At 62.2% G+C, this 24840-nt stretch carries 28 protein-coding genes; 26 read left to right on the top strand and 2 right to left on the bottom strand.

Annotated elements, in window-relative coordinates; genetic code table 11:
- Positions 1–296: 296 nt before the first annotated feature.
- The 26 genes from AC0IYH_RS27645 to yegS all read left to right on the top strand — a co-directional run bounded on the left by AC0IYH_RS27645 (position 297) and on the right by yegS (position 23280).
- Positions 297–1634 (top strand): flagellar hook-length control protein FliK, encoded by a 1338-nt coding sequence (locus tag AC0IYH_RS27645; protein WP_471837210.1) that lies wholly within the window; start codon positions 297–299, stop codon positions 1632–1634.
- A gap of 221 nt (positions 1635–1855) precedes the next feature.
- Entirely contained in the window at positions 1856–2356 is a 501-nt protein-coding gene (gene fliL, locus AC0IYH_RS27640; protein WP_116626204.1) for a flagellar basal body-associated protein FliL, read from the top strand.
- A 9-nt stretch (positions 2357–2365) separates the two neighbouring features.
- Positions 2366–3334 carry a flagellar motor switch protein FliM gene (gene fliM / locus AC0IYH_RS27635; RefSeq protein WP_010208755.1) on the top strand — a complete coding sequence of 323 codons (969 nt, stop codon included), beginning with the start codon at positions 2366–2368 and terminating at the stop codon, positions 3332–3334.
- A gap of 39 nt (positions 3335–3373) precedes the next feature.
- Positions 3374–3841 carry a flagellar motor switch protein FliN gene (gene fliN, locus AC0IYH_RS27630; RefSeq protein WP_116626205.1) on the top strand — a complete coding sequence of 156 codons (468 nt, stop codon included), beginning with the start codon at positions 3374–3376 and terminating at the stop codon, positions 3839–3841.
- A gap of 1 nt (position 3842) precedes the next feature.
- Entirely contained in the window at positions 3843–4286 is a 444-nt protein-coding gene (gene fliO / locus AC0IYH_RS27625) for a flagellar biosynthetic protein FliO (RefSeq protein WP_116626206.1), read from the top strand.
- Positions 4286–5029 (top strand): flagellar type III secretion system pore protein FliP, encoded by a 744-nt coding sequence (gene fliP, locus AC0IYH_RS27620; protein ID WP_016976565.1) that lies wholly within the window; start codon positions 4286–4288, stop codon positions 5027–5029. The genes fliO and fliP overlap by 1 nt, the downstream gene beginning before the upstream one ends.
- Before the next feature lie 18 nt (positions 5030–5047).
- On the top strand, positions 5048–5317 hold the full coding sequence (gene fliQ / locus AC0IYH_RS27615) for a flagellar biosynthesis protein FliQ (RefSeq protein ID WP_116626207.1): 270 nt from the start codon (positions 5048–5050) through the stop codon (positions 5315–5317).
- Positions 5318–5321: 4 nt separating this feature from the next.
- Positions 5322–6107, top strand: coding sequence for a flagellar biosynthetic protein FliR (fliR, locus tag AC0IYH_RS27610; RefSeq protein WP_116626208.1), 786 nt, complete (start codon positions 5322–5324; stop codon positions 6105–6107).
- A gap of 3 nt (positions 6108–6110) precedes the next feature.
- A complete protein-coding gene (gene flhB / locus AC0IYH_RS27605) occupies positions 6111–7247 on the top strand; it encodes a flagellar biosynthesis protein FlhB (RefSeq protein ID WP_116626209.1) in 1137 nt (378 codons plus the stop codon).
- 126 nt (positions 7248–7373) lie between these two features.
- Positions 7374–7574 (top strand): cold-shock protein, encoded by a 201-nt coding sequence (locus tag AC0IYH_RS27600; RefSeq protein ID WP_116626210.1) that lies wholly within the window; start codon positions 7374–7376, stop codon positions 7572–7574.
- Between the two features lie 23 nt (positions 7575–7597).
- Positions 7598–7801, top strand: a complete 204-nt coding sequence (locus AC0IYH_RS27595) for a cold-shock protein (RefSeq protein WP_116626211.1) — start codon at positions 7598–7600, stop codon at positions 7799–7801.
- Between the two features lie 210 nt (positions 7802–8011).
- Positions 8012–10126 (top strand): flagellar biosynthesis protein FlhA, encoded by a 2115-nt coding sequence (gene flhA, locus AC0IYH_RS27590; RefSeq protein ID WP_471837214.1) that lies wholly within the window; start codon positions 8012–8014, stop codon positions 10124–10126.
- 12 nt (positions 10127–10138) lie between these two features.
- On the top strand, positions 10139–11455 hold the full coding sequence (gene flhF, locus AC0IYH_RS27585) for a flagellar biosynthesis protein FlhF (protein ID WP_122772968.1): 1317 nt from the start codon (positions 10139–10141) through the stop codon (positions 11453–11455).
- A gap of 106 nt (positions 11456–11561) precedes the next feature.
- A complete protein-coding gene (gene fleN, locus AC0IYH_RS27580; RefSeq protein WP_003192912.1) occupies positions 11562–12395 on the top strand; it encodes a flagellar synthesis regulator FleN in 834 nt (277 codons plus the stop codon).
- Positions 12392–13132 (top strand): RNA polymerase sigma factor FliA, encoded by a 741-nt coding sequence (gene fliA / locus AC0IYH_RS27575; protein WP_016976604.1) that lies wholly within the window; start codon positions 12392–12394, stop codon positions 13130–13132. Before fleN ends, fliA begins: the two co-directional genes overlap by 4 nt.
- A 171-nt stretch (positions 13133–13303) precedes the next feature.
- Positions 13304–13678, top strand: coding sequence for a chemotaxis response regulator CheY (locus AC0IYH_RS27570; RefSeq protein WP_015885173.1), 375 nt, complete (start codon positions 13304–13306; stop codon positions 13676–13678).
- A gap of 18 nt (positions 13679–13696) precedes the next feature.
- Positions 13697–14485: a protein phosphatase CheZ gene (locus AC0IYH_RS27565; RefSeq protein WP_116626214.1), complete on the top strand. Its 789-nt coding sequence runs from the start codon at positions 13697–13699 to the stop codon at positions 14483–14485.
- An 11-nt stretch (positions 14486–14496) separates the two neighbouring features.
- Positions 14497–16713 carry a chemotaxis protein CheA gene (locus tag AC0IYH_RS27560; protein WP_471837205.1) on the top strand — a complete coding sequence of 739 codons (2217 nt, stop codon included), beginning with the start codon at positions 14497–14499 and terminating at the stop codon, positions 16711–16713.
- Positions 16714–16761: 48 nt separating this feature from the next.
- A complete protein-coding gene (locus AC0IYH_RS27555; RefSeq protein WP_116626216.1) occupies positions 16762–17901 on the top strand; it encodes a protein-glutamate methylesterase/protein-glutamine glutaminase in 1140 nt (379 codons plus the stop codon).
- Positions 17901–18641 (top strand): flagellar motor protein, encoded by a 741-nt coding sequence (locus tag AC0IYH_RS27550; protein ID WP_033900785.1) that lies wholly within the window; start codon positions 17901–17903, stop codon positions 18639–18641. Before AC0IYH_RS27555 ends, AC0IYH_RS27550 begins: the two co-directional genes overlap by 1 nt.
- Before the next feature lie 15 nt (positions 18642–18656).
- A complete protein-coding gene (gene motD, locus AC0IYH_RS27545) occupies positions 18657–19544 on the top strand; it encodes a flagellar motor protein MotD (protein ID WP_116626217.1) in 888 nt (295 codons plus the stop codon).
- 51 nt (positions 19545–19595) lie between these two features.
- Positions 19596–20384 (top strand): ParA family protein, encoded by a 789-nt coding sequence (locus AC0IYH_RS27540; RefSeq protein WP_116626218.1) that lies wholly within the window; start codon positions 19596–19598, stop codon positions 20382–20384.
- Positions 20384–21187 carry a CheW domain-containing protein gene (locus AC0IYH_RS27535; protein WP_116626219.1) on the top strand — a complete coding sequence of 268 codons (804 nt, stop codon included), beginning with the start codon at positions 20384–20386 and terminating at the stop codon, positions 21185–21187. The genes AC0IYH_RS27540 and AC0IYH_RS27535 overlap by 1 nt, the downstream gene beginning before the upstream one ends.
- An 81-nt stretch (positions 21188–21268) precedes the next feature.
- Positions 21269–21751 (top strand): chemotaxis protein CheW, encoded by a 483-nt coding sequence (locus AC0IYH_RS27530; protein WP_010564003.1) that lies wholly within the window; start codon positions 21269–21271, stop codon positions 21749–21751.
- Entirely contained in the window at positions 21752–22144 is a 393-nt protein-coding gene (locus AC0IYH_RS27525; protein ID WP_116626220.1) for a DUF2802 domain-containing protein, read from the top strand.
- A 215-nt stretch (positions 22145–22359) separates the two neighbouring features.
- On the top strand, positions 22360–23280 hold the full coding sequence (gene yegS / locus AC0IYH_RS27520) for a lipid kinase YegS (RefSeq protein ID WP_122772964.1): 921 nt from the start codon (positions 22360–22362) through the stop codon (positions 23278–23280).
- On the opposite strand, the gene AC0IYH_RS27515 is transcribed toward yegS, so the two are convergent.
- Together AC0IYH_RS27515 and AC0IYH_RS27510 are read right to left on the bottom strand one after the other, a co-directional pair.
- Positions 23239–23898 carry a response regulator transcription factor gene (locus tag AC0IYH_RS27515; protein ID WP_116626222.1) on the bottom strand — a complete coding sequence of 220 codons (660 nt, stop codon included), beginning with the start codon at positions 23896–23898 and terminating at the stop codon, positions 23239–23241. The genes yegS and AC0IYH_RS27515 overlap by 42 nt on opposite strands.
- Complete coding sequence (locus tag AC0IYH_RS27510; RefSeq protein WP_471837212.1) at positions 23895–24788, bottom strand: sensor histidine kinase; 894 nt, start codon at positions 24786–24788, stop codon at positions 23895–23897. Before AC0IYH_RS27510 ends, AC0IYH_RS27515 begins: the two co-directional genes overlap by 4 nt.
- Positions 24789–24840 lie beyond the last annotated feature (52 nt).

The following is a 24840-nucleotide window of genomic DNA, read 5'->3' as shown; positions in this document are numbered from 1 at the left end:
ACCCGGCAGGACGCCGGGTTAGCCGCGCTGGGCCAAGGATGGCCCATCGCGGCGGCCCACGGATTCAAGCCGGAGTGAGGGCACACCGAGCCTAGGCGAGGTGCCGAGTGTAGGGGCAAGAGCCCTTTTGGTTACTTTTGGGGCTCTTTTCCAAAAGTGACCCGCCGTAAGGGCGGAACCAATACCAGCCATCACCCAAATAACGGATATACACACAAAACAAAAAAACTGGCCCGACTCTTGCTCTACCTCCTGTTACTGCATCCCCGATCCCCATGCAGTGGAGACCTTTACCTATGCCAGTCGCCCCCAATTCCCTCCTTCAGGCTACCCCTGCGGCCAAGCCTCAAGCGCCCGTCGTCGCCCAGCCGGTTGCGGCCGCGGACCCACGGGACAAGGGCCCTGGCTTCGCTCAGGTGTTCGCCAGTCAAGGCGCAAAACCCTCGGTAAAAACCGACGACAACTCGCCCAAGCCCACGCGGGACAAGCCCGCCGATGCCAGTGCCAAGCCTGTCGCCGGTGACGACAAGCCTGCCGCCAGCACACCGGCGGTTGCCGATAGCGGCAATACCTTGCCTGCCAGCCCGCCGGCCAAGTCCGACGACAGCGCCAGCAAGGATGACGATGCATCGGTCGATCCAACCCTGGTGCAACAGCCCCCGGCCGACCCGGTCGTCGACCCGGCCATGCTCGCCGCGGTAACGCCCGTGGCCGTGCCGGTTCCGGTGGAAACCCCGGCGCCCGTGGCCGACGCCAAGGATGCCAAGGCGACGCCGGTGGTCGCAGCGCCCATCGCGGCGACCGAGGAGGCCAAGCCGGCCTTCGACCCCGAGGCCGACCCCCTCGATGCCATGCCGGCCGTACGCCTAGCGATGGAGCAGGGCGGGCACGTGTCCGCGAGCAGCCAGGCGCCGGCCAAAACCGCCCCGGCGCCGAGCCAGGACCAGCCGACTGCCGCGCAGAATTTCGCTGCCGGCATGGCCACGATGGTCGACCAGCAAGCCACCAAGGACAGCACGGATTCAGGTGGCGAGAAGGCCTTCAGCGGCTTGATCGAAGGCGGTCTCAAGGACCTGAAGGAAGCCAGCAGCGACACCCGTGTCGATGACTTCGCCAACCGCCTGGCCGCGCTGACCCAGGCCGCCACGCCGAAAACCGCGAACGCCTTGCCGCCGGTGACCAATGCACCGCTGGCCATGCACCAGAGCGGCTGGACCGACGAGATCGTCAACCGCGTGATGTACCTGTCCAGCGCCAACCTCAAGTCGGCAGATATCCAGTTGCAACCGGCCGAGCTGGGGCGCCTGGATATCAAGGTCAACATGACCGCCGACCAGCAGGCCCAGGTCAACTTCATGAGCGCCCACCCGGTGGTGCGTGAAGCGCTGGAAAGCCAGTCCGGTCGCCTGCGCGAGATGTTTGCCCAGCAAGGCATGGGGCAGGTGGACGTAAACGTGTCCGACCAGTCCCGTGGCCAGGAGCAGCAGCAACAGCAGGCCCAGACCCGTGGTGTAAGTGGCAGCGGGCGTGGCGGTGACAACGGCGACAGCGGCAACCACATTGATGTGGCTGAAGCCGTGGCGCCGGTAACCTCCACGGTGATCGGCTCCAGCGCCGTCGATTACTACGCCTGATCCAAGCCCTACAAAGTTCAAAATGTGGGAGGGGGCTTGCCCCCGATGAGGGAGTGTCAGTTGATACATTTATAACTGACCCACCGCCATCGGGGGCAAGCCCCCTCCCACATTTGGTTTGTGGTGTGCCTTCTTCCCCGATTACCAGACAACTCTGGCATAACACTTGCTCTTGCCTTTCCGTAGATCTATGAATCCCCGAATAGTGACGGATTATTGGCATGGCGAAGAGCGACGACGCAGCAAAAGCACCCGCAGGCAAAGGCAAGCTCAAGCTTATCCTGATCATAGTCCTGGGCCTGCTCCTGGCCATCGGCGCCTCGGTGGGTGGCACCTGGTACATCATGCACAGCAGTGCAAGCAAACCGGCCGCCGCCGCCGAAACTTCCAGTAACGTCAAGCAACCGGCAATCTTCGAGCCGATGCTTCCGGCCTTCGTGGCCAACTTCAACCAGAACGGTCGTCAACGCTACCTGCAGGTGAGCATCACCTTGCTCGCGCGTGACAAGGGCGACCTGGAAGCGCTCAAGGTGCACATGCCGGTGATCCGCAACAACCTGGTGATGCTGTTCTCCAGCCAGAGCTTCGACACCCTCGCCACCCCGGTGGGCCAGGAAATGCTGCGTCAGAAGGTCACTGCCAGCGTGCAGGAAGTGGCCCAGAAAGAACTCGGCAAAGTCGTGGTCGAGCAGGCGCTCTTCACTAATTTCGTATTGCAGTAGGATCTCGACATGGCCGTGCAAGACCTGCTGTCCCAGGATGAAATCGACGCGCTGCTGCATGGCGTCGACGATGGGCTGGTACAGACTGAAATGGCTGCCGAGCCCGGCAGCGTCAAAAGTTATGACCTGACCAGCCAGGATCGCATCGTCCGTGGACGCATGCCGACCCTGGAAATGATCAACGAACGTTTCGCCCGCTACACCCGGATCAGCATGTTCAACATGCTGCGCCGCTCGGCGGACGTGGCGGTGGGCGGCGTGCAGGTGATGAAGTTCGGTGAATACGTGCACTCGCTGTACGTGCCCACCAGTCTCAACCTGGTCAAGATCAAGCCGCTGCGCGGCACCGCGCTGTTCATCCTCGACGCCAAGCTGGTGTTCAAGCTGGTGGACAACTTCTTCGGCGGTGACGGCCGCCACGCCAAGATCGAAGGCCGTGAATTCACGCCCACCGAGTTGCGGGTGGTGCGCATGGTGCTGGAGCAGGCCTTCATCGACTTGAAGGAAGCCTGGCAGGCGATCATGGAAGTCAATTTCGAGTACATCAACTCGGAAGTGAACCCGGCCATGGCCAACATCGTCGGCCCCAGCGAAGCCATTGTGGTGTCGACCTTCCACATCGAACTCGATGGCGGTGGCGGCGACCTGCACGTGACCATGCCGTACTCGATGATCGAGCCGGTGCGCGAGATGCTCGACGCCGGTTTCCAGTCCGACCTCGACGACCAGGACGAACGCTGGGTCAAGGCCCTGCGCGAAGACCTGCTGGACGTCGACGTACCCTTGAGCGCCACCGTGGCCCGTCGCCAGTTGCGTTTGCGCGATATTTTGCACATGCAGCCGGGGGACATCATCCCTGTGGAGCTGCCGGAAGAAATGATCATGCGCGCCAATGGCGTGCCATCGTTCAAGGTCAAGCTCGGTTCCCACAAGGGCAACCTGGCGCTGCAAGTGGTTGAGCCGATCAACCGCCGCTAACTCCTATTTAATGAATGTTTGCTCCGCCGAGGACAAGTAATGGCTACCGAACACGATAATACTTCCGCCGAAGACCAGGCCCTGGCTGACGAATGGGCTGCGGCCCTGGAAGAAACCGGCGATGTTGGCCAGGACGACATCGATGCGCTGCTGGCCGCTGACGCCGCCACCGCGCCGGCCGGCAACCGCCTGCCGATGGAAGAATTCGGCAGCGTGCCGAAAAACAACGACCCGGTGACCCTCGACGGCCCGAACCTGGACGTGATCCTGGATATTCCGGTGTCGATCTCCATGGAAGTCGGCAGCACCGACATCAACATCCGCAACCTGCTGCAACTCAACCAGGGTTCGGTGATCGAGTTGGACCGCCTGGCCGGCGAGCCATTGGACGTGCTGGTCAACGGCACGCTGATCGCCCACGGCGAAGTGGTGGTGGTCAACGAGAAGTTCGGCATCCGCCTGACGGACGTGATCAGCCCGAGCGAACGCATCAAGAAGTTGCGCTGATATGCGCTGTTCGATGGCGGGACTGTTGCTGGCGCTGCCATTGAGCGCCCTGGCGGCCGAGCCGGTTGCGCAGGCAGCCGTGGCTGCCGCACCGGTGGCCAGCAGTGGCCTCGGCGGGCAACTGACCCAGCTGGTGCTGGGGTTACTGCTGGTGGTCGGGCTGATTTTCGTACTGGCCTGGCTGCTGCGCCGTGTGCAGAGCGTCGGCCCGGGCAATGGGCAGGTGATCGAAATGATCGGCTCCCGCGCCCTCGGCCCGCGTGATCGGCTGGTGCTGGTGCAAGTCGGCGAGGAACAGATTCTGCTGGGCATCACCCCTGGCCGCATCACCCCGCTGCACGTGCTCAAGACCCCGGTGAATGTCGACCAGTCCAAACCGGCCACGCCGGAATTCGCCCAGCGCCTGATGGAGTTGCTGGGCAAGGATCAGAAGGATAAGAAGTAATGCGCGTTTTATTGACGCTCATGCTGTTGCTGGCCGCGCCGTTGGCATTTGGCGCCGACCCGTTGTCGATCCCGGCGATTACGCTGGGCACCAACGCCGCAGGTGCGCAGGAGTATTCGGTCAGCCTGCAGATCCTGCTGATCATGACCGCGCTGAGTTTTATCCCGGCGTTCGTGATGCTGATGACCAGCTTCACGCGGATCATCATCGTGTTCTCGATCCTGCGCCAGGCCCTGGGCCTGCAGCAGACGCCGTCGAACCAGATCCTCACCGGCATGGCCTTGTTTCTGACGCTGTTCATCATGGCGCCGGTATTCGACAAGGTGAACCAGCAAGCCCTGCAACCCTACCTGGCGGAAAAAATGACCGCCCAGGACGCGATCGACAAGGCCCAGGGCCCGATCAAGGACTTCATGCTGTCGCAGACCCGTTCCAGCGACCTGGAGCTGTTCATGCGTCTGTCCAAACGGACCGACATCGCCACCCCGGACCAGGCGCCGCTGACCATCCTGGTGCCGGCGTTTGTCACCTCCGAGTTGAAAACCGCGTTCCAGATCGGCTTCATGATCTTTATCCCGTTCCTGATCATCGACCTGGTGGTGGCGAGCGTGCTGATGGCCATGGGTATGATGATGCTGTCGCCGCTGATCATCTCGTTGCCGTTCAAGATCATGCTGTTTGTGCTGGTGGACGGTTGGGCGCTGATTATCGGCACGTTGGCCGGCAGTTTCGGAGGGGTTTGATTTGTTAGGTGAAGCAGCATGACCCCAGAAGTCGCCGTCGACCTGTTCCGTGAAGCGCTGTGGCTGACCACTATCATGGTCGCCGTGCTGGTGGTGCCGAGCCTGTTGGTCGGCCTGCTGGTGGCGATGTTCCAGGCCGCCACGCAGATCAACGAACAGACCCTGAGCTTCCTGCCACGCCTGCTGGTGATGCTGGTCACCCTGATCGTCGCCGGCCCGTGGCTGGTGCAGACCTTCATGGAATACATCCTGCAGCTGTACGGCAGTATTCCGCAGTTGATCGGCTGACCCGATGCAGTCTTTGCTGGCATTGACCGACACCCAGATCAGCACCTGGGTGGCCTCCTTCATCCTGCCGTTGTTCCGCGTCACGGCGATGTTGATGGCCATGCCGGTGTTCGGCACCACCCTGGTCCCGCGCCGGGTGCGCCTGTATTTCGCCGTCGCCATCACCGTGGTGCTGGTGCCGGGTTTGCCGCCGATGCCGCCGGTCAATGCCCTCGACCTCAGCGCCTTGATGCTGATCGCCGAACAGATCCTGATCGGCGCCATGCTCGGTTTCTCCCTGCAACTGTTCTTCCAGGCCTTTGTGGTCGCCGGGCAAATCATCTCGATTCAGATGGGCATGGGCTTCGCGTCCATGGTCGACCCCACCAACGGCGTATCGGCGGCGGTGATCGGGCAGTTCCTGACCATGCTGGTGACCTTGCTGTTCCTGGCCATGAATGGCCATCTCGTGGCGTTCGAGGTGCTCACCGAAAGCTTCACCACTTTGCCGGTGGGCTCGGGCCTGGTGGTCAATCATTTCTGGGAGTTGGTCGGGCGCCTCGGTTGGGTACTCGGCGCCTCGCTGCTGCTGGTGCTGCCGGCAATCACCGCGCTGCTGGTGGTCAACATCGCGTTTGGCGTGATGACCCGCGCGGCGCCGCAACTGAACATTTTCTCGATTGGTTTCCCGCTCACCCTGGTGTTGGGCATGGGGATTTTCTGGGTCGGCCTGGCTGACATTCTCAATCAGTATCAACCGCTGGCGACCGACGCCTTGCAGTTCTTACGTGATCTGGCACGGGCGCGTTGAGCCATGGCCGAGAGCGAGAGTGGTCAGGACAAAACAGAAGACCCCACGGAGAAACGTAAAAAGGACTCCAGGGAAAAGGGCGAGATTGCCCGCTCCAAAGAGCTGAACACGGTCGCCACCATGATGGCCGGTGCCGGCGGGCTGCTGATCTATGGCGGCGGTTTGGCCCTGGACCTGCTGGAGCTGATGAAACACAACTTCAGCTTGCCCCGCGACGTGCTGCTCAACCCTGACTCTATGGGCCAATACCTGCTGCACTCGGGCAAGATCGCGATCCTTGCGGTGCAGCCGATTCTGATCACCTTGCTGCTGGCCGCGCTGATCGGCCCGGTCGCCCTCGGCGGCTGGCTGTTCGCCGCGGGCAGCATGGCGCCCAAATTCAGCCGCATGAACCCGGCGGCCGGGCTCAAGCGCATGTTCTCCGCCAAGGCCCTGGTGGAGCTGCTCAAGGCGCTGGCCAAGTTCATCCTGATTCTGTTCGTGGCCTTGAGCGTGTTGTCGTCCGACATCGACGACCTGCTGCGCATCGCCCATGAACCGCTGGAGTCGGCGATCATTCACAGCGTGCAGGTGGTGGGCTGGAGCGCGCTGTGGATGGCCGCCGGGCTGATCATCATTGCCGCCGTGGATGCGCCGATCCAATTGTGGGAAAGCCACAAGAAACTGCTGATGACCAAGCAGGAAGTTCGCGACGAGCACAAGGACCAGGAAGGCCGCCCTGAGGTCAAGCAGCGCATTCGCCAACTGCAGCGGGAAATGTCCCAGCGCAAGATGATGGCCTCGGTGCCCGACGCCGACGTGGTCATCACCAACCCGACGCACTACGCCGTGGCCCTCAAGTACGACCCCGACAAAGGCGGCGCGCCGATGCTGCTGGCCAAGGGCAGCGACTTTACCGCGCTCAAGATCCGCGAAATCGCCGTGGCCAACGACATCCTGCTGCTGGAGTCGCCGGAGCTGGCGCGGTCGATCTTCTACTCCACCGACCTCGACCAGGAAATCCCCGCCGGGCTGTACCTGGCCGTGGCCCAGGTGCTGGCGTATGTCTATCAGATCCGCCAATACCGCGCCGGCAAGGGCAAGCGCCCGGACCCGCTCAAAGACCTGCCGATCCCGCCGGACTTGCGCCGCGATTCCTGACGCTCTACCACTCGTCGTCAACTCCCGTCTACCTGTCAACTCTGACAGTAGCCAGCTTCCCGTTCTCGCGGTTTTATAACCGCCAGTACTGCGTGCGCGCTGTTAAAGGATGCAGAAGGAGTAGCCATGGGCGTGGTGACGGGAACGGTCAAATCTTACGATCCGCAAACCGGCGAAGGTTTGATTGTGCTGGATGGCGGCGCGGAGGAAGTGTTGGTCGACCGGCGCGGTTCGGGCGAGGTGCAGCTTTCGGTGGGTTTGAAAGTGGCGCTGCAGATGATCCATCGGCCAGCGGGTGTTTACGCGTTATGCATCAGGCAGATATAGCGATATGTGGACGGAGAACGACAATGGCAACGGGTATTGTGAAGTGGTTTAACGCGGAAAAGGGCTTTGGGTTTATCACTCAGGACGAGGGTGGTGCGGATGTGTTCGTACACTTTTCGGCTATTCAGGGGGATGGATTCAAAACGCTCGAAGAAGGCAAAAGAGTCGAGTTTGAAGTGAAGCCAGGACAAAAAGGCCCACAGGCCGAGAACGTGCGACTTACGTGAAGGCTAACTGATTGTTCCCTGGCAGCACTGGACACATACAAATCCAAATGTGGGAGGGGGTTACAGCTGATAGAGCTCGGGCGTTTGTAGCGATCCAAGTGCGAAAGCAAAAGTTGGAAGGCTTCTTGCAATACCGCCTCCAGGACGCCTCTCGGCGTCAAAACTTTGCTTCAAGGAACACGAGGAATACCGCTGGTGGAACGTTCTCAAATGCTCAGCACGGCCCGTGGCACCCTGACTGACCTCTCGCGGGGCAATCTGGGTGTGCCGTTGTTGTTGCTGGTGATGCTGGCAATGATGATGTTGCCGATGCCGCCGTTCCTGTTGGACGTGTTCTTTACCTTCAACATTGCCCTGTCGGTGGTGGTGTTGCTGGTCTGCGTGTACGCCCTGCGGCCGCTGGATTTCGCGGTGTTCCCGACGATTTTGCTGGTGGCGACCCTGCTGCGCCTGGCGCTGAACGTGGCGTCGACCCGCGTGGTGATGCTGCACGGCCAGGACGGTCACGCCGCTGCCGGTAAGGTGATCCAGGCCTTCGGTGAGGTGGTGATCGGCGGTAACTACGTGGTCGGTATCGTGGTGTTCGCGATCTTGATGATCATCAACTTCGTGGTGGTGACCAAGGGCGCCGGGCGGATTTCCGAGGTGAGCGCGCGCTTTACCCTCGACGCCATGCCCGGCAAACAAATGGCCATCGACGCCGACCTCAACGCCGGCCTGATCGACCAGAATCAGGCCAAATCCCGCCGCCTGGAAGTGGCCCAGGAAGCCGAGTTCTACGGTTCCATGGACGGTGCCAGCAAATTTGTGCGCGGTGACGCCATCGCCGGCCTGCTGATTCTGTTTATCAACCTGATCGGCGGCATGGCCGTGGGGATCTTCCAGCACGGCATGACCTTCGGCGATGCGGGCAAGGTCTACGCCTTGCTGACCATCGGTGACGGTTTAGTGGCGCAATTGCCATCACTGTTGTTATCCACAGCTGCCGCGATCATGGTGACCCGTGCGTCGGGCTCCGAAGACATGGGCAAGCAGATCAGCCGCCAGATGTTCGCATCCCCCAAGGCCCTGGCCGTGGCGGCGGGCATCATGGCGATCATGGGCATCGTGCCGGGCATGCCGCACTTCTCGTTCCTGACCATGGCCGCACTCGCCGGCGGCGGCGCCTACCTGTTCTGGAAGAAGCAGAACCAGGTCAAAGTCATCGCCCAACAAGAGATCGCCCGCCAGCAGGAACTGCTGCCATCCCCGGCCCGCGCCCAGGAAACCAAGGAGTTGGGCTGGGATGACGTGACCCCGATCGACATGATCGGCCTGGAAGTCGGCTACCGCCTGATCCCGCTGGTAGACCGCAACCAGGGTGGCCAATTGCTCGCGCGGATCAAGGGCGTGCGCAAGAAGCTGTCCCAGGATTTGGGCTTCTTGATGCCCACCGTGCATATCCGCGACAACCTCGACCTGGCCCCGAGCGCCTACCGCTTGACGCTGATGGGCGTGATCCTGGCCGAAGCCGAGATCTACCCGGACCGCGAGCTGGCGATCAACCCGGGGCAGGTATTCGGCAGCCTCAACGGCATAACCGCCAAAGATCCGGCTTTTGGCCTGGACGCGGTGTGGATCGAAATCAGCCAGCGCAGCCAGGCGCAGTCGCTGGGTTACACCGTGGTAGACGCCAGCACCGTGGTCGCCACCCACCTCAACCAGATCCTGTACAAGCACTCCCACGAGCTCATTGGCCACGAGGAAGTCCAGCAATTGATGGGCTTGCTGGCCAAAGCGTCGCCTAAACTGGCGGAAGAACTGGTGCCGGGCGTGCTATCGCTGTCGCAGTTGCTCAAGGTGTTGCAGGCGCTGCTGGCCGAACAGGTGCCGGTACGCGACATTCGCAGCATTGCCGAGGCCATCGCCAACAATGCCGCCAAGAGTCAAGATACTGCCGCCCTGGTGGCTGCGGTGCGCGTCGGATTGTCGCGCGCAATCGTCCAAAGCATTGTAGGGCTTGACTCCGAGCTGCCTGTTATCACCTTGGAACCAAGGTTGGAACAAATATTGCTCAATAGTATTCAGAAGGCAGGACAAGGCCAGGAAGAGGGCGTTCTGCTGGAGCCAAGCATGGCTGAGAAGCTGCAGCGTTCGTTGATCGACGCCGCACAGCGCCAGGAGATGCAGGGCCAACCGGTGATTCTGCTGGTGGCGGGCCCCGTCCGGGCGATGTTGTCGCGGTTTGGACGCCTGGCAGTACCGAATTTGCACGTTTTGGCTTATCAGGAAATTCCTGACAATAAGCAAGTGACTATCGTCGCGACAGTAGGGCCGAACGGCTGAGGGTAGTGGGTTATGCAAGTTAAGCGTTTTTTCGCCGCCGATATGCGTCAGGCCATGAAACTGGTCCGTGATGAGCTGGGCGCCGACGCCGCGATTATCGGTAACCGTCGTATTGCCGGCGGTGTCGAGCTGACGGCTGCCCTGGATTACACCCCTCAGGCCCTGGCCCCGCGCGTGCCGAACATGGAGCTCGAAGACGAGCTGCGCAAGACCGCGTCGCGCATCGTCTCGGCCCAGGCTGAATTGAGCATGCGTGGCGACAGCGATGCCACCACCAACCGCCAGTTGTTTGCCGGCCTGCCGCTGACCGCCGCCGAGCCGCTGGTTGAGCCTACGTTCAAAGAGCCGCCGCGTCCTGCCGCGCCAGCCCCGGCTGCCGCAGTCGACCAGCGTGTGTTCGACTCGATGCGCTTTGAACTCAACGGCCTGCGCGAGCTGCTCGAAGTACAACTCGGCTCCTTGGCCTGGACCCAGCTGCAAGGCAGCAAGCCGCAGCAGGCCAACCTGTGGCGTCGCCTGCAACGTATCGGCCTGTCCGGCCCGTTGTCCCGCGACCTGCTGGCGCTGACCACCGAAATCGAAGAACCCCGCCAGGCCTGGCGCATGTTGCTGGCGCACTTGGCGCGCATGATCGTCACCCCGGAAGTCGAGCCGCTGGAAGAGGGCGGTGTGATCGCCATGGTCGGCCCTGCCGGCATGGGCAAGACCACCACCCTGGCCAAGCTGGCGGCGCGGTATGTGCTCAAGTACGGCGCGCACAACATTGCGCTGGTGAGCATGGACAGCTACCGCATCGGCGCCCAGGAGCAGCTCAAGACCCTGGGCCGCATCCTGAATGTGTCGGTGACCCACGTAGACCCGGGCCAGTCCCTGGCCAACGCCCTCGACCCGCTGCTGCGCAAACGCGTAGTGCTGATCGACACCGCCGGCCTGCAAGCCAGTGATCCGGCGTTGCGCATGCAGCTCGAAAGCCTGGCCGGACGTGGGATCAAATCGAAAAATTACCTGGTGCTTGCAACCACCAGCCAGAAACAGGTTCTTACCGCTGCGTACCACAGTTACAAACGCTGCGGCCTGGCCGGTTGCATCCTCACCAAGCTCGATGAAACCGCGAGCCTGGGCGAGGTGCTGAGCCTGGCCATCAGTCATGAATTGCCGGTCGCCTACCTGACCGACGGCCCGCGGATCCCGGATGATCTGCATCTGCCGCGCCGTCATCAGTTGGTCAGCCGTGCAGTCAGCGTGCAAATGCAAGAAGAGCCTAGCGAGGAAGCGATGGCCGATATGTTCGCCGACCTCTACCACAACCCGGCAAAGCGGGTGGGTTGAGGGCAGGATGAACACCGTGAAATGTATCTACATCGATGGTCTGCAAGCGATTCACGCGGCCAAGCCATGTAGCCTGCGTCTAAGCAAGACAAGGTAAAGAAATAAAATGGGCAGCATGCATCCCGTACAGGTGATCGCGGTGACCGGCGGCAAAGGTGGCGTCGGGAAAACTAACGTGTCAGTGAATTTGTCCCTGGCCCTGGCAGAGCTTGGCCGTCGCGTCATGCTGCTGGATGCTGACCTGGGGCTGGCGAACGTCGACGTTCTGCTGGGACTGACGCCCAAACATACCCTCGCCGATGTGATCGAGGGCCGCTGTGAGCTGCGCGACGTGCTGCTGCAGGGCCCCGGTGGCATCCGCATCGTGCCGGCCGCTTCCGGCACCCAGAGCATGGTGCATCTGAGCCCGGCGCAGCATGCCGGCCTGATCCAGGCGTTCAGCGATATCGGCGACAACCTCGACGTGCTGGTGATCGACACCGCCGCCGGGATCGGCGAGTCCGTGGTCAGCTTCGTGCGCGCTGCGCAGGAAGTGTTGCTGGTGGTGTGCGACGAACCCACCTCGATCACCGACGCCTACGCCCTGATCAAACTGCTCAACCGTGACTACGGCATGAACCGCTTCCGCGTGCTGGCCAATATGGCCCAGAGCCCGCAGGAAGGTCGCAACCTGTTCGCCAAGTTGACCAAGGTCACGGATCGCTTTCTCGATGTCGCCTTACAATACGTCGGCGCAGTGCCCTACGACGAGTGTGTGCGCAAGGCTGTGCAAAAGCAGCGTGCAGTCTACGAAGCGTTCCCTCGTTCCAAGTGCGCTCTGGCGTTCAAGGCTATTGCCCAGAAGGTCGATACCTGGCCGTTGCCCGCCAACCCGCGGGGGCATCTGGAGTTTTTCGTCGAGCGATTGGTGCATCAGACGAGCGCAGGACCCGTGCTATGACAGCGACTGGCTACAACGCGTACAAGAAGTCTGCCCGTGACAGCCAAGGCGAATTGATCGAGCGCTACGCGCCCCTGGTCAAGCGCATCGCCTATCACTTGCTGGCACGCCTGCCCGCCAGCGTCCAGGTCGAAGACCTGATCCAGGCGGGCATGATCGGCCTGCTCGAAGTGTCGACCAAGTACGACGCGAGCAAGGGTGCGAGTTTCGAGACGTATGCGGGTATCCGCATCCGTGGCGCGATGCTCGATGAAGTGCGTAAAGGTGACTGGGCGCCGCGTTCGGTACACCGCAATACGCGCATGGTCAGTGACGCAATTCGCGCAATTGAAGCAAAAACCGGTCGCGACGCTAAAGATCACGAAGTTGCGGCCGAACTCCAATTGAGTCTCGACGATTACTACGGGATTTTGAACGATACCTTGGGCAGCCGCCTGTTCAGTTTCGACGACCTGTTGCAGGACGGCGAACACGAAGGGCTGCACGAGGACGGCGCGAGCGCTCATATGGAGCCATCGCGCGACCTGGAAGATGAACGTTTCCAGGGCGCCTTGGCCGACGCGATTGCCAATTTGCCGGAGCGTGAGCGGCTGGTGTTGGCGCTGTACTACGACGAAGAGCTGAACCTCAAGGAAATCGGTGAGGTCCTGGGGGTCAGCGAATCGCGGGTCAGCCAGTTGCATAGCCAGTGCGCAGCCCGCTTGCGGGGGCGTTTGGGAGAGTGGCGAGCGCGCTGACAGGCAGTGTTGGGGAGCACTGCAAAGCGAGGCCGCGAGGGTGATAGACCTTCGCGGCTTCAATCCGTGGTGCTCCCGGCAGTCCTTTTTGTGTAATGCCTGTTGATTGAAATGGCGCGTCCAGGTGCTGGGCGCGTTTAAGACTGCTTGGAGGTCGAATTGGACAAGAACATGAAAATCCTCATCGTTGATGACTTCTCAACGATGCGGCGGATCATAAAAAACCTGTTGCGTGACCTTGGGTTCACTAACACGGTCGAGGCGGATGACGGCATTACGGCGATTCCGATCCTCAACAGCGGGAGCATCGACTTTCTGGTAACAGACTGGAACATGCCGGGCATGACCGGTATCGACCTGCTGCGCCACGTGCGCGCTGACGAAAAGCTGCGCAGCCTGCCTGTGCTGATGGTGACCGCCGAAGCCAAGCGTGAGCAGATCATCGAAGCCGCCCAAGCTGGGGTTAACGGCTACGTGGTCAAGCCATTCACTGCATTGGCCTTGAAAGAGAAGATCGAAAAAATCTTCGAACGCATCCACGGCTAATGCCATCGCGGGGGAGCTATGGAGCATAAAGAATCATCACAGGGAGACTTCGAGTCGACCCTGAAAAAGCATGCTCACCAGTTGGTCGAAAGCCTTGAAAAAGGCCAGTTCGGCGACGCGGTGCAGTTGATCCATGAGCTCAACCAGACCCGTGACCGCGGCCTGTATCAGGAAGTGGGCAAGCTCACACGCGAGCTGCACAGTGCGATCGTCAATTTCCAGATTGATCCGCATATGCCCCAGGCCGAGGAAATCTCGCAGATCACTGATGCCACCGAACGCCTGTCCTATGTGGTCAGGCTGACTGAGGCGGCGGCCAACCGCACTATGGACCTGGTGGAAAACGCCACGCCCCTGGTCAATGGCATGGCCACTGAAGCTCAGGCCCTGAGCCACGACTGGGGCCGCTTCATGCGCCGGGAAGTGGGGGCTGAAGAGTTCCGTGAGCTGGCGCGTCGGGTTGAAGGATTTTTGTCGCGCAGCGAGCAGGAAAACCGCACGGTTTCCAGCAACCTCAACGACATTCTGCTGGCGCAGGATTACCAGGACCTCACCGGTCAGGTGATCAAGCGTGTGACCCAATTGGTCACCGAAGTGGAAAGCAACTTGCTCAAATTAGTGCTTATGGCAGGCCAGGTAGACCGCTTTGCAGGCATCGAACATGACCGCGAAGCGATCCTCTCGGAAAAAGATCCACAAAAACATCTCGCCAAGGGTGAAGGTCCGCAGATTCATGCCGATAAACGTGAAGACGTTGTGTCAGGTCAGGATGACGTAGATGACCTGTTATCCAGTTTAGGCTTCTAAGGAGCACCCACATGAGCTTCGGCGCCGATGAAGAAATCCTTCAGGATTTCCTTGTAGAGGCCGGCGAAATTTTAGAGCAACTGTCCGAACAACTGGTCGAGCTGGAAAGCCGCCCGGATGATGCGAACCTGCTCAATGCAATTTTTCGCGGTTTTCACACTGTAAAAGGGGGCGCCGGCTTCCTCCAGCTCCATGAGCTGGTGGAGTGCTGCCACATCGCCGAGAACGTGTTCGACATCCTGCGCAAGGGTGAGCGTCACGTTGATTCGGAATTGATGGACGTGATTCTCGAAGCACTCGATGCGGTCAACGGCATGTTCAGCGAAGTGCGCGAACGTGCTCCGATCACCGCCGCCACCCCGGAACTGCTGGCCGCCCTGGCGCGCTATGCAGAGCCTGCCGACCTGTCGGCGGCGCCGGTGGTTGAAGCCGCGCCGGAACCCGAGCCGCAAGCGGATGTGACGGACAGCGAGTTCGAACAGCTGCTCAATTCGCTCAACGCGGTGAAAGCCGAAGCTGAGGCGCCTGCAGCCGTTACTGCGCCCGCAGCGCCGACCAGCGAAGACATCACCGACGCCGAGTTCGAATCCCTGCTCGACCAGTTGCACGGCAAAGGCCAGTTCGCGGCCGACGCCGTGGCACCGGTCGCTGCGGCCGAGGCGCCTGCCGCCCCGGCCAGCACCGACATTACCGACGACGAATTCGAAGCGTTGCTCGACCAACTGCATGGCAAAGGCACGTTTGCGGCCGACGCTCTGCCGGAAGTCTCTGCGGCCCCTGCGCCAGCTGCCAGTGCGGCACCGGCTGGCGATGGCTTGATCTCCGATCACGAGTTCGAAGCGCTGTTGGACGATTTGCACGGCAAGGGCAAGTTCACCGAAGTGGCCCCGGCCGCCGCTGCAGCTGTTGCCACAGCGGCCCCGGTTGCCGCCAAAGCCGCCGCTCCGGCCGCCAAGCCTGCGCCAGCCCCGGCTGCCGCCCCGGCTGCCGCCCCGGCTGCCGCCCCGGCTCCAGCGCGTGCCGCTGCGGCCCCGGTTGCCGAGAAGCCTGCCAGTGAAGCCGAAACCACCGTGCGGGTCGATACCGCGCGCCTGGACGACATCATGAACATGGTCGGCGAACTGGTACTGGTGCGTAACCGCCTGGTGCGCCTGGGCCTGACCAGCGGCGACGAGGCCATGCAGAAAGCCGTGTCGAACCTCGACGTGGTGACGGCCGACCTGCAAACCGCGGTGATGAAAACGCGCATGCAGCCGATCAAGAAAGTCTTCGGCCGCTTCCCGCGCCTGGTTCGTGACCTGGCGCGCCAGCTGAAGAAAGAGATCAACCTGGAACTGGTGGGTGAAGAAACCGACCTCGACAAAAACCTTGTCGAGGCCCTGGCCGACCCGCTGGTCCACTTGGTGCGCAACGCCGTCGACCACGGCGTGGAAATTCCGGAAGAACGCGAAGCCTCGGGCAAGTCCCGTGGCGGCAAGGTGATTCTGGCGGCCGAGCAAGAAGGCGACCACATCCTGCTGTCGATCACCGATGACGGCAAGGGCATGGACCCGACCATTTTGCGCAATATCGCGGTCAAGCGTGGCGTGATGGACAAGGACGCCGCCGACCGCCTGACCGACACAGAGTGCTACAACCTGATCTTCGCTCCGGGCTTCTCGACCAAGACCGAGATTTCCGACGTGTCCGGCCGTGGCGTGGGCATGGACGTGGTGAAAACCAAGATCAGCCAGCTCAACGGCTCGATCAATATTTACTCGACCAAGGGCCAGGGCTCCAAGATCGTCATCAAGGTGCCGTTGACCTTGGCGATCATGCCGACCCTGATGGTGATGCTGGGCAACCAGGCCTTCGCCTTCCCGCTGGTCAACGTCAACGAGATCTTCCACCTCGACCTGTCGCGCACCAACGTGGTGGACGGCCAGGAAGTGGTGATCGTGCGCGACAAGGCGTTGCCACTGTTCTACCTCAAGCGTTGGCTGGTGGCCTCGGCCAAGCATGAAGAGCAGCGCGAAGGCCATGTGGTGATTCTCTCCGTGGGCACCCAGCGCATCGGCTTTGTGGTCGATCAGCTGGTGGGTCAGGAAGAAGTGGTCATCAAGCCTTTGGGCAAAATGCTGCAGGGAACCCCGGGCATGTCGGGTGCGACCATCACCGGTGACGGTCGGATCGCGCTGATTCTCGATGTTCCGAGCATGCTCAAGCGTTACGCCGCTCGGCGTATTTGATTCTGGTGGGGCAGGGCGGTAATGCCCGCCCCGCCTAACGGAGTGTTTATGGCAGTCAAGGTCCTGGTGGTGGACGATTCGGGTTTCTTCCGCCGCCGCGTCTCGGAAATTCTTTCCGCCGATCCAACGATTCAGGTGATCGGCACGGCCACAAACGGCAAAGAGGCGATTGATCAGGCGATTGCGTTGAAACCCGACGTGATCACCATGGACTACGAAATGCCGATGATGGATGGCATCACGGCAGTTCGACACATCATGCAACGCTGCCCGACCCCGGTATTGATGTTCTCCTCGCTGACCCACGAAGGCGCCCGGGTGACCCTGGATGCGCTGGACGCCGGTGCGGTGGACTTCCTGCCGAAGAATTTCGAAGACATTTCGCGCAACCCCGAGAAGGTCAAGCAACTTCTGTGCGAGAAAGTCCACAGTATTTCCCGCAGCAACCGTCGCAGCCTGTTCAGCACGCCAGCCCCTGCGCCGGCGCCTGTTGCAGCGCCAGCCCCGGCACCTGCTTCGTCGTTCGGTCGCCCGGCCCCTGCGCCGGTTGCACGGCCAGCGGCGCCGCCGGTGCGTACGCCTGCTCCTGCGGCGGCGCATGCACATTCGCCGGCGCCCAAGCGCAAGGCCTACAAGCTGGTTGCCATCGGTACCTCCACCGGCGGCCCGGTGGCCCTGCAGCGTGTGTTGACGCAACTGCCGGCCAACTTCCCGGCGCCTATCGTGTTGATCCAGCACATGCCCGCCGCGTTCACCAAGGCCTTCGCCGAGCGCCTGGACAAGCTGTGCCGCATCAGCGTCAAGGAAGCCGAAGACGGTGACATCCTGCGCCCGGGTCTGGCGCTGCTGGCCCCGGGTGGCAAGCAGATGATGGTCGACGGGCGCGGCGCGATCAAAATCCTGCCGGGCGACGAACGCCTGAATTACAAGCCGTGTGTGGACATCACCTTCGGTTCGGCAGCCAAGTCCTACGGCGACAAAGTTCTGGCGGTGGTGCTCACCGGCATGGGCGCCGACGGCCGTGAAGGCGCGCGCCTGCTCAAGCAGGGCGGCAGCGCGATCTGGGCCCAGGACGAAGCCAGTTGCGTGATCTACGGCATGCCCATGGCCATCGTCAAGGCTGACCTGGCCGACGCCGTCTACAGCCTGGACGACATCGGCAAGCACCTGGTGGAGGCCTGCCTCTGATGGATGTATTGAGCCTGATCGGCATCATCATGGCGTTTGTCGCGATCATTGGCGGCAACTACCTCGAAGGCGGCCACCTCGGCGCCCTGGCCAACGGCCCGGCGGCGCTGATCGTGATCGGCGGCACCGTGGGCGCGGCGTTGTTGCAGTCACCAATGAGTTCGTTCAAGCGTGCGATGCAGATCCTGATCTGGATCATTTTCCCGCCGCGTGTGGACTTGCCCGGCGGCATCGACCGCGTGGTCAACTGGAGCCTCACCGCGCGCAAGGAAGGCCTGCTGGGCCTGGAAGGCGTGGCCGATGCCGAGCCCGACAGCTACGCGCGCAAAGGCCTGCAATTGCTGGTCGACGGCGCCGAGCCGGAAGCGATCCGCAGCATCCTCGAGGTGGATTTCTACACCCAGGAAAGCCGTGATATCAACGCCGCCAAAGTCTACGAGAGCATGGGCGGCTACGCGCCGACCATCGGCATCATCGGTGCGGTGATGGGTCTTATCCACGTGATGGGCAACCTCGCCGACCCTTCGCAACTGGGCAGCGGGATTGCCGTGGCGTTTGTCGCGACCATCTATGGCGTGGCCAGTGCCAACCTGGTGCTGTTGCCGGTGGCCAGCAAGCTCAAGTCGATTGCCATGCGCCAGTCGCGTTACCGCGAAATGCTGCTCGAAGGCATCCTGTCGATCGCCGAGGGCGAGAACCCGCGCTCCATCGAATTGAAGCTTCAGGGCTTCATGGATTGATGGGAGGTATTTTCTATGAGCCGTCGCCGTCGCGAGCCTGAAGAGCACGTCAACCACGAACGCTGGCTGGTGTCCTACGCGGACTTCATCACCTTGCTGTTCGCGTTTTTCGTGGTGATGTACTCCATCTCGTCGATCAACGAAGGCAAGTACAAGGTCATTTCCCAGGCGCTGATCGGTGTGTTCAACGACGCCGACCGCGCGCTCAAGCCGATTCCCATTGGCGAAGAACGGCCCAAGACCGTGACCCCGGCCAAGCCGCTGGTCAACGACAGCGATGAAACTGCCGCTGGCGTGGGTGGCACCAGCGACCCGTTGAAAAGCATCGCCGACGATATCAGCGCCGCGTTCGGCGACCTGATCAGCTCCAACCAGATGACTGTGCGCGGCAATGAGTTGTGGGTCGAGATCGAGCTGAACTCCAGCCTGCTGTTCGCCAGCGCCGATGCGATGCCCAGCGACCAGGCGTTCACCATCATCGACAAGGTGGCGGCGATCCTCAAGCCGTTCGAAAACCCGATTCACGTGGAAGGCTTTACCGACAATATTCCGATCAGCACCGCGCAGTACCCGACCAACTGGGAGCTGTCGTCGGCGCGGGCGGCGAGCATCGTGCGCATGCTTGCGATGCAGGATGTGAACCCCAGTCGCCTGGCCTCGGTGGGCTACGGCGAGTTCCAGCCGGTGGCCAATAACGCCACGGCGGAAGGCCGCGCGCGTAACCGGCGGGTGGTGTTGGTGGTCTCGCGCAACCTGGATGTGCGCCGCAGCCTGACCGGCACCGGCACCGCCAATGCAACACCGGACGCGGCCTTGAAGCGGGCTGGCACACAAACTGCACCGGCCCCTGCAAAGCCGCCGGTGCGTCAGAGTGCCGTCAATTCTCCGTCGCCGGCTCAATAACCTTATGCAATGTCTCGGTCGCGCCTGTGCCTGCCGGGAGGAACCAACCGAATGAGAGTCTGGGCAGTTGCCAATCAAAAAGGTGGGGTCGGCAAGACCACCACCTCCATCGCCTTAGCCGGTTTGCTGGCCGAGGCGGGCAAGCGTGTGGTCGTGGTGGACCTGGACCCCCATGGCTCCATGACCAGCTATTTCGGCTACGACCCCGACGCGCTGGAACACAGCAACTACGACCTGTTCCTGCACAAGGGCAACGTGCCGGCCGATCTGCCGGGCCAACTGCTGCTGCCCACCAGCAACGACAATATCTCCCTGCTGCCGTCCAGCACCGCCCTCGCCACCCTTGAGCGCCAGTCGCCGGGGCAGAGCGGCCTGGGCCTGGTGATCGCCAAGACCCTGGCGCAGCTATGGCAGGACTTCGACTACGCCATCATCGACAGCCCGCCGTTACTGGGCGTGCTGATGGTCAACGCCTTGGCGGCCAGCCAGCAATTGGTGATCCCGGTGCAGACCGAGCACTTGGCGGTCAAAGGCCTGGAGCGTATGGTCAGCACCTTGGCGATGATCAACCGCTCGCGCAAACAGGCGCTGCCGTACAGCATCGTGCCGACCTTGTTCGACCGGCGCACCCAGGCCTCGCTTGGCACCTTGCGGGTATTGCGCGATGCCTACCCGCAAAGCATCTGGAATGGCTATATCCCGGTGGACACGCGCCTGCGCGATGCCAGCCGAGCGGGCCTGGCGCCGTCGCAATTCGACGGTAAAAGCCGTGGCGTGATGGCCTACCGCGCGTTGCTCAAGCACCTGCTGTCCCAGCAGCTTGTCGCGCAGGTGGCGTGATGAACCGTCCTGTCGAATTCAAGACCCGGCCGCAACTGGCACTGGAATCCTACCTGGATGCCCTGCTGCAGGACGCGACCGCAGAAGAGCTGCCGGAACCGATTCTGGTGCTTGAGCCCGCTGTAGTCGCCGAAAGCACGCTGGACGAGTTCCAGTTGGCGGTGCTGGAAGAGCAGGCCCGCGATGCGCAGGTCGCGCCGGTGGTCGAGCGCGTGCCCGTGGTGGTGCCGATCGCGCCGGTGGTGGTTGCACCGGTGGTGGTCGAGCCCGTGGTACAAGTGCACCTGCCGCCGAGCATCACGCCGCCGCCGGTGACCGGCGACGACCGCCCGACCTGGGCGGCGGAGCCGTTCGAGTGCCTGTTGTTCGACGTCGCCGGGTTGACCCTGGCGGTGCCGCTGGTGTGCCTGGGGTCGATCTATTCCCTGGAAGGCCAGGAGCTGACGCCGCTGTTCGGGCAACCGGAGTGGTTCCTCGGCATCCTGCCCAGCCAGGCCGGCAACCTCAAGGTGCTGGACACCGCGCGCTGGGTGATGCCCGACCGCTACCGCGATGATTTCCGCCAGGGTTTGCAGTACGTAATCTCGGTGCAGGGCTACGAGTGGGGGCTGGCGGTGCATCAAGTCAGCCGCTCGTTGCGCCTGGACCCGAATGAAATCAAATGGCGCAGCCACCGGGGCCAACGGCCTTGGCTGGCGGGCACCGTGATCGAACACATGTGCGCGTTGCTCGACGTCGCCGAACTGGCCGAGTTGATCGCCAGTGGTGCAGTCAAGACGTTGCCGGTGAACAAACGCAGTTGATTGAACAATAAGGGTCGCGCGGTTGTGCGGCTCGGAACAGCACACACGCCGTGTCCAACGGCATTTGAAGGGGTCAGGGGTATGAACAAGTCAGCGTCCGCACAAGGTTTGGATGATCCGATCCTGCAATGGGTTACCTTCAAACTGGACAACGAGTCCTACGGCATTAACGTGATGCGCGTGCAGGAAGTGCTGCGCTACACCGAGATCGCTCCGGTTCCGGGTGCGCCAAGCTACGTGCTGGGCATCATCAACCTGCGCGGCAACGTGGTGACGGTGATCGACACCCGCCAGCGTTTCGGCCTGGTGCCAACCGAAGTCAATGACAACACCCGTATCGTCATCATCGAAGCCGACAAGCAAGTGGTCGGGATCATGGTCGACAGCGTGGCCGAAGTGGTCTACCTGCGCCAATCGGAAGTGGAAACCGCGCCGAACGTGGGCAACGAAGAATCCGCCAAGTTCATCCAGGGCGTGTGCAACAAGAACGGCGAACTGCTGATTCTGGTTGAGCTGGACAAGATGATGAGCGAAGAAGAATGGTCGGAACTGGAGAGCATCTGATTGTTCCTTGAGGCGGCGGTAATTGTCCTGGCCCTGTTATGGGCCGGGACATTGGCATTTCTGCTGCGCTATGTGCGCCAGCAGCGCGAGTTGGTCCTGCAACAGGCCGAGCGCGATGCGCTGCGGGATCGGCGGATTCTGGAGTTGCTCAAGCGGGTTGATCATTACCAGCAGAGCGCGGTGAAGGTCGGCGATGAGGTGCATGAACTGCGCGCGATTCTGGCGCCGTTGCCCGACAAGTTGGCGCAGATTGAACAGCGTGATCCGTCGAGCCTTTCGTTTGCGCAGGCTGCCAAGCTGGTGGGCATGGGCGCGACCGTGGACGAGCTGACGCAGTCGTGTGGGTTGACTCAGGCTGAGGCGCAGTTGATGAGTAAGCTGCACAAAGGCTGACGGCTTACCCTGATCAAAATGTGGGAGGGGGCTTGCCCCCGATGGCGGTGTTTCAGTATCAGATGGACTGACTGACACACTGCTATCGGGGGCAAGCCCCCTCCCACATTTGCATCTGCATTGTCCTGGGGATTATTTTCGCGCCTGACGACCTTTTGCCTCTTGCTTGTGGTCAACATCCATCAGGAACCCTTTCCACCAGGAGTAGCCCCACCATGACCACCCCCAAAGCCCTGTTGATCCTCCACGGCAAGCAAGCCCTAAACGAGGACGTGCGCGCCGCCGTGCAGGCCCGGCGTGAGCAGGGCGGGGAGTTGGCGGTGCGGGTCACCTGGGAGGGCGGCGACGCCCAGCGCCTGGTCAACGAGGCCCTGGACGGCGGTTACACCCACATCATCGCCGGTGGCGGCGACGGCACGTTGCGTGACGTCGCCGAAGCCATGGCCCTGGCCAAGACTGACGCCAGCCTGGTGCTGATGCCCCTGGGCACCGCGAATGACTTCGCCAAGGCCGCCGGTGTGCCGCTGGAGCCAGCCCAGGCGCTGGCGCTGCTGGACGTGCCGCCACGGGCCATCGACCTCGGCGTGGTCGGCGGGCAGATCTTCCTCAACATGGCAACCGGCGGCTTCGGCAGCCAGGTCACCGCCAATACGTCCGAAGACTTGAAGAAGGTGCTGGGCGGCGCCGCGTACCTGTTCACTGGCCTGACTCGCTTCAGCGAATTGAAGGCCGCCTACGCCGAGCTGGATGGCCCGGACTTCCACTGGAAGGGCGAACTGCTCGCGCTGGGCATTGGTAACGGTCGCCAGGCGGGGGGCGGGCATGTGCTGTGCCCCGGCGCGCTGGCCGATGATGGCTTGCTGGATATCAGCATTTTGCCGGCGCCCCAGGAGGTGGTCGGCACCCTGCGTGAGCTGATGAACAACGGCTGGGGACTGGACACCATGTTCGTGCGGGCGCGCCTGCCGTGGGTCAATATCAAGGTGGCGCAAGGGCTGTATATCAACCTTGACGGCGAGCCGCTGGAGGGCGACGACCTGCACTTCGAGGCCATGCCCAAAGCCCTGCGCGTGCACCTGCCGGTGGGTTCGCCCCTAGTCGTCCAGGCTGATGATTTGCTCGCGCACGGCAAATAGCACCAGGCCGGCCACGTCGAAAATCTGCAGGCGCTTCATGATCTGCGAGCGGTGCGCTTCCACGGTCTTGATGCTAAGGCCCAGGCCGTGGGCGATTTCCCGGGTGGACTTGCCCCGCACAATCAGGCGCAGGATCTCCAACTGGCGGGCCGTGAGGTTATGGCTGCCTCCTGCGGGTGTGGTGGCACCCTGGCCGCGCACCAGCGCCTGATTGATCACCGTGTGGGCGATCGCCGGGCTCAGGTAGCGCTCGTTATTGCGCAATGCCCGCAGCGCATGTTCCAGCTCGTTGGCGGTGGTGTCCTTGAGCAGGTAGCCATGGGCGCCGGACTCCAGCGCGCACATGATCAGCTCCGGGTCGGTGTGCATCGACAGGATCAGCACGCGGCTCTTGGGGTAGGCGCGCTTGAGCTGCTGCAAGGCATCCAGCCCGCCGGTGTGCTTCATCGACAGGTCCAGCAGCACGATGTCGGGCTGCAAGGCGCTGAACTGCTCCAGCAACTGCGCGCCATCGCTGGCTTCGCCGATCACGGTGTAGCCGGGAATATCCAGGACCAGCGCGCGTACGCCGGCCCGGATCAGTGCATGGTCATCCACCAGGAGTAATGTGCAGCTCACTCGAGAACCTTAGGGGAACTGGCCCGTTCGAGGGCGCGCGGCGCCCAGGGGAAAAGCGCGTCGATCCGTGTCCCTTTGCCTGGCTGGCTGCTGACGGATAATGAACCGCCAAGCTGATCTATCCGCTCGGACATGCCGGCCATGCCCCGTTGACCTTCCAGGCCGGGGTTGATGGCAGGCGAAAAGCCCTGGCCGTCGTCGCTGATGGTCAGCGACAGGCCTTCGGGCAGGCGTTGCAGGCGGACCAGCAAATTGCGCGCCTGGGCGTGGCGTAGCATGTTGGTCACGGCTTCCTGGGTAATGCGAAAGGCGGCCACGGCGGTTTCTTCGGGGATGCCGGTCAGCCGTTGCTGGCATTCCAGGCTCCAGTGCACCGGCGTGTTTTCCAGGGTCTTGAGCAGGTGCGCGCGCAGGCTGGCTTCCAGGCCCAGACTGGCCAACTGGCGCGGGTTGAGGATGGCGGAGACGTCGCGCACCTTGGCCAGGGTTTCATTGAGGGTGTTGCACAGCACCGTGCATTGGCTTTGCAGGTCTTCCGGCAGGCGGCGCTTGAGCCATTCGCTCTGCAGCTTGGCGGCGGTGAGCAACTGGCCGATGTCGTCGTGCAGGTCGCGGCTCAGGCGGTGGCGTTCGTTTTCCTGCACTTGCAGCAAGCGGTCGGCGAGTTCCTGGGGTTGGAACTTGATGGATTTGCGCGAACGCCACTGTCGCAGGCCAAGCAGCACCAGGGTCGCCAGGTTGAGCAGCAACACCGCCAGCGGCAAGGGCTCGGCGTTGGCATAGGCCCAAAGGCTCAGCAGCAGCGAACCCAGGCACAGGGCGAGGATCAAGCGGCGTGCATGGCTGCGGAACACGGACCTGGCGAGGAGTGACTTGAGGTTGGCGTACATAGCGGATGGAGCCAATGAGGGTTCGCTGCGGAAAGACCGGTCACGGCGGCTG

This window comes from Pseudomonas sp. AC463 (assembly GCF_979253585.1).
The sequence above is the reverse complement of the archived record's forward strand: the minus strand, read 5'-3'. Positions and strand labels throughout refer to the sequence as shown.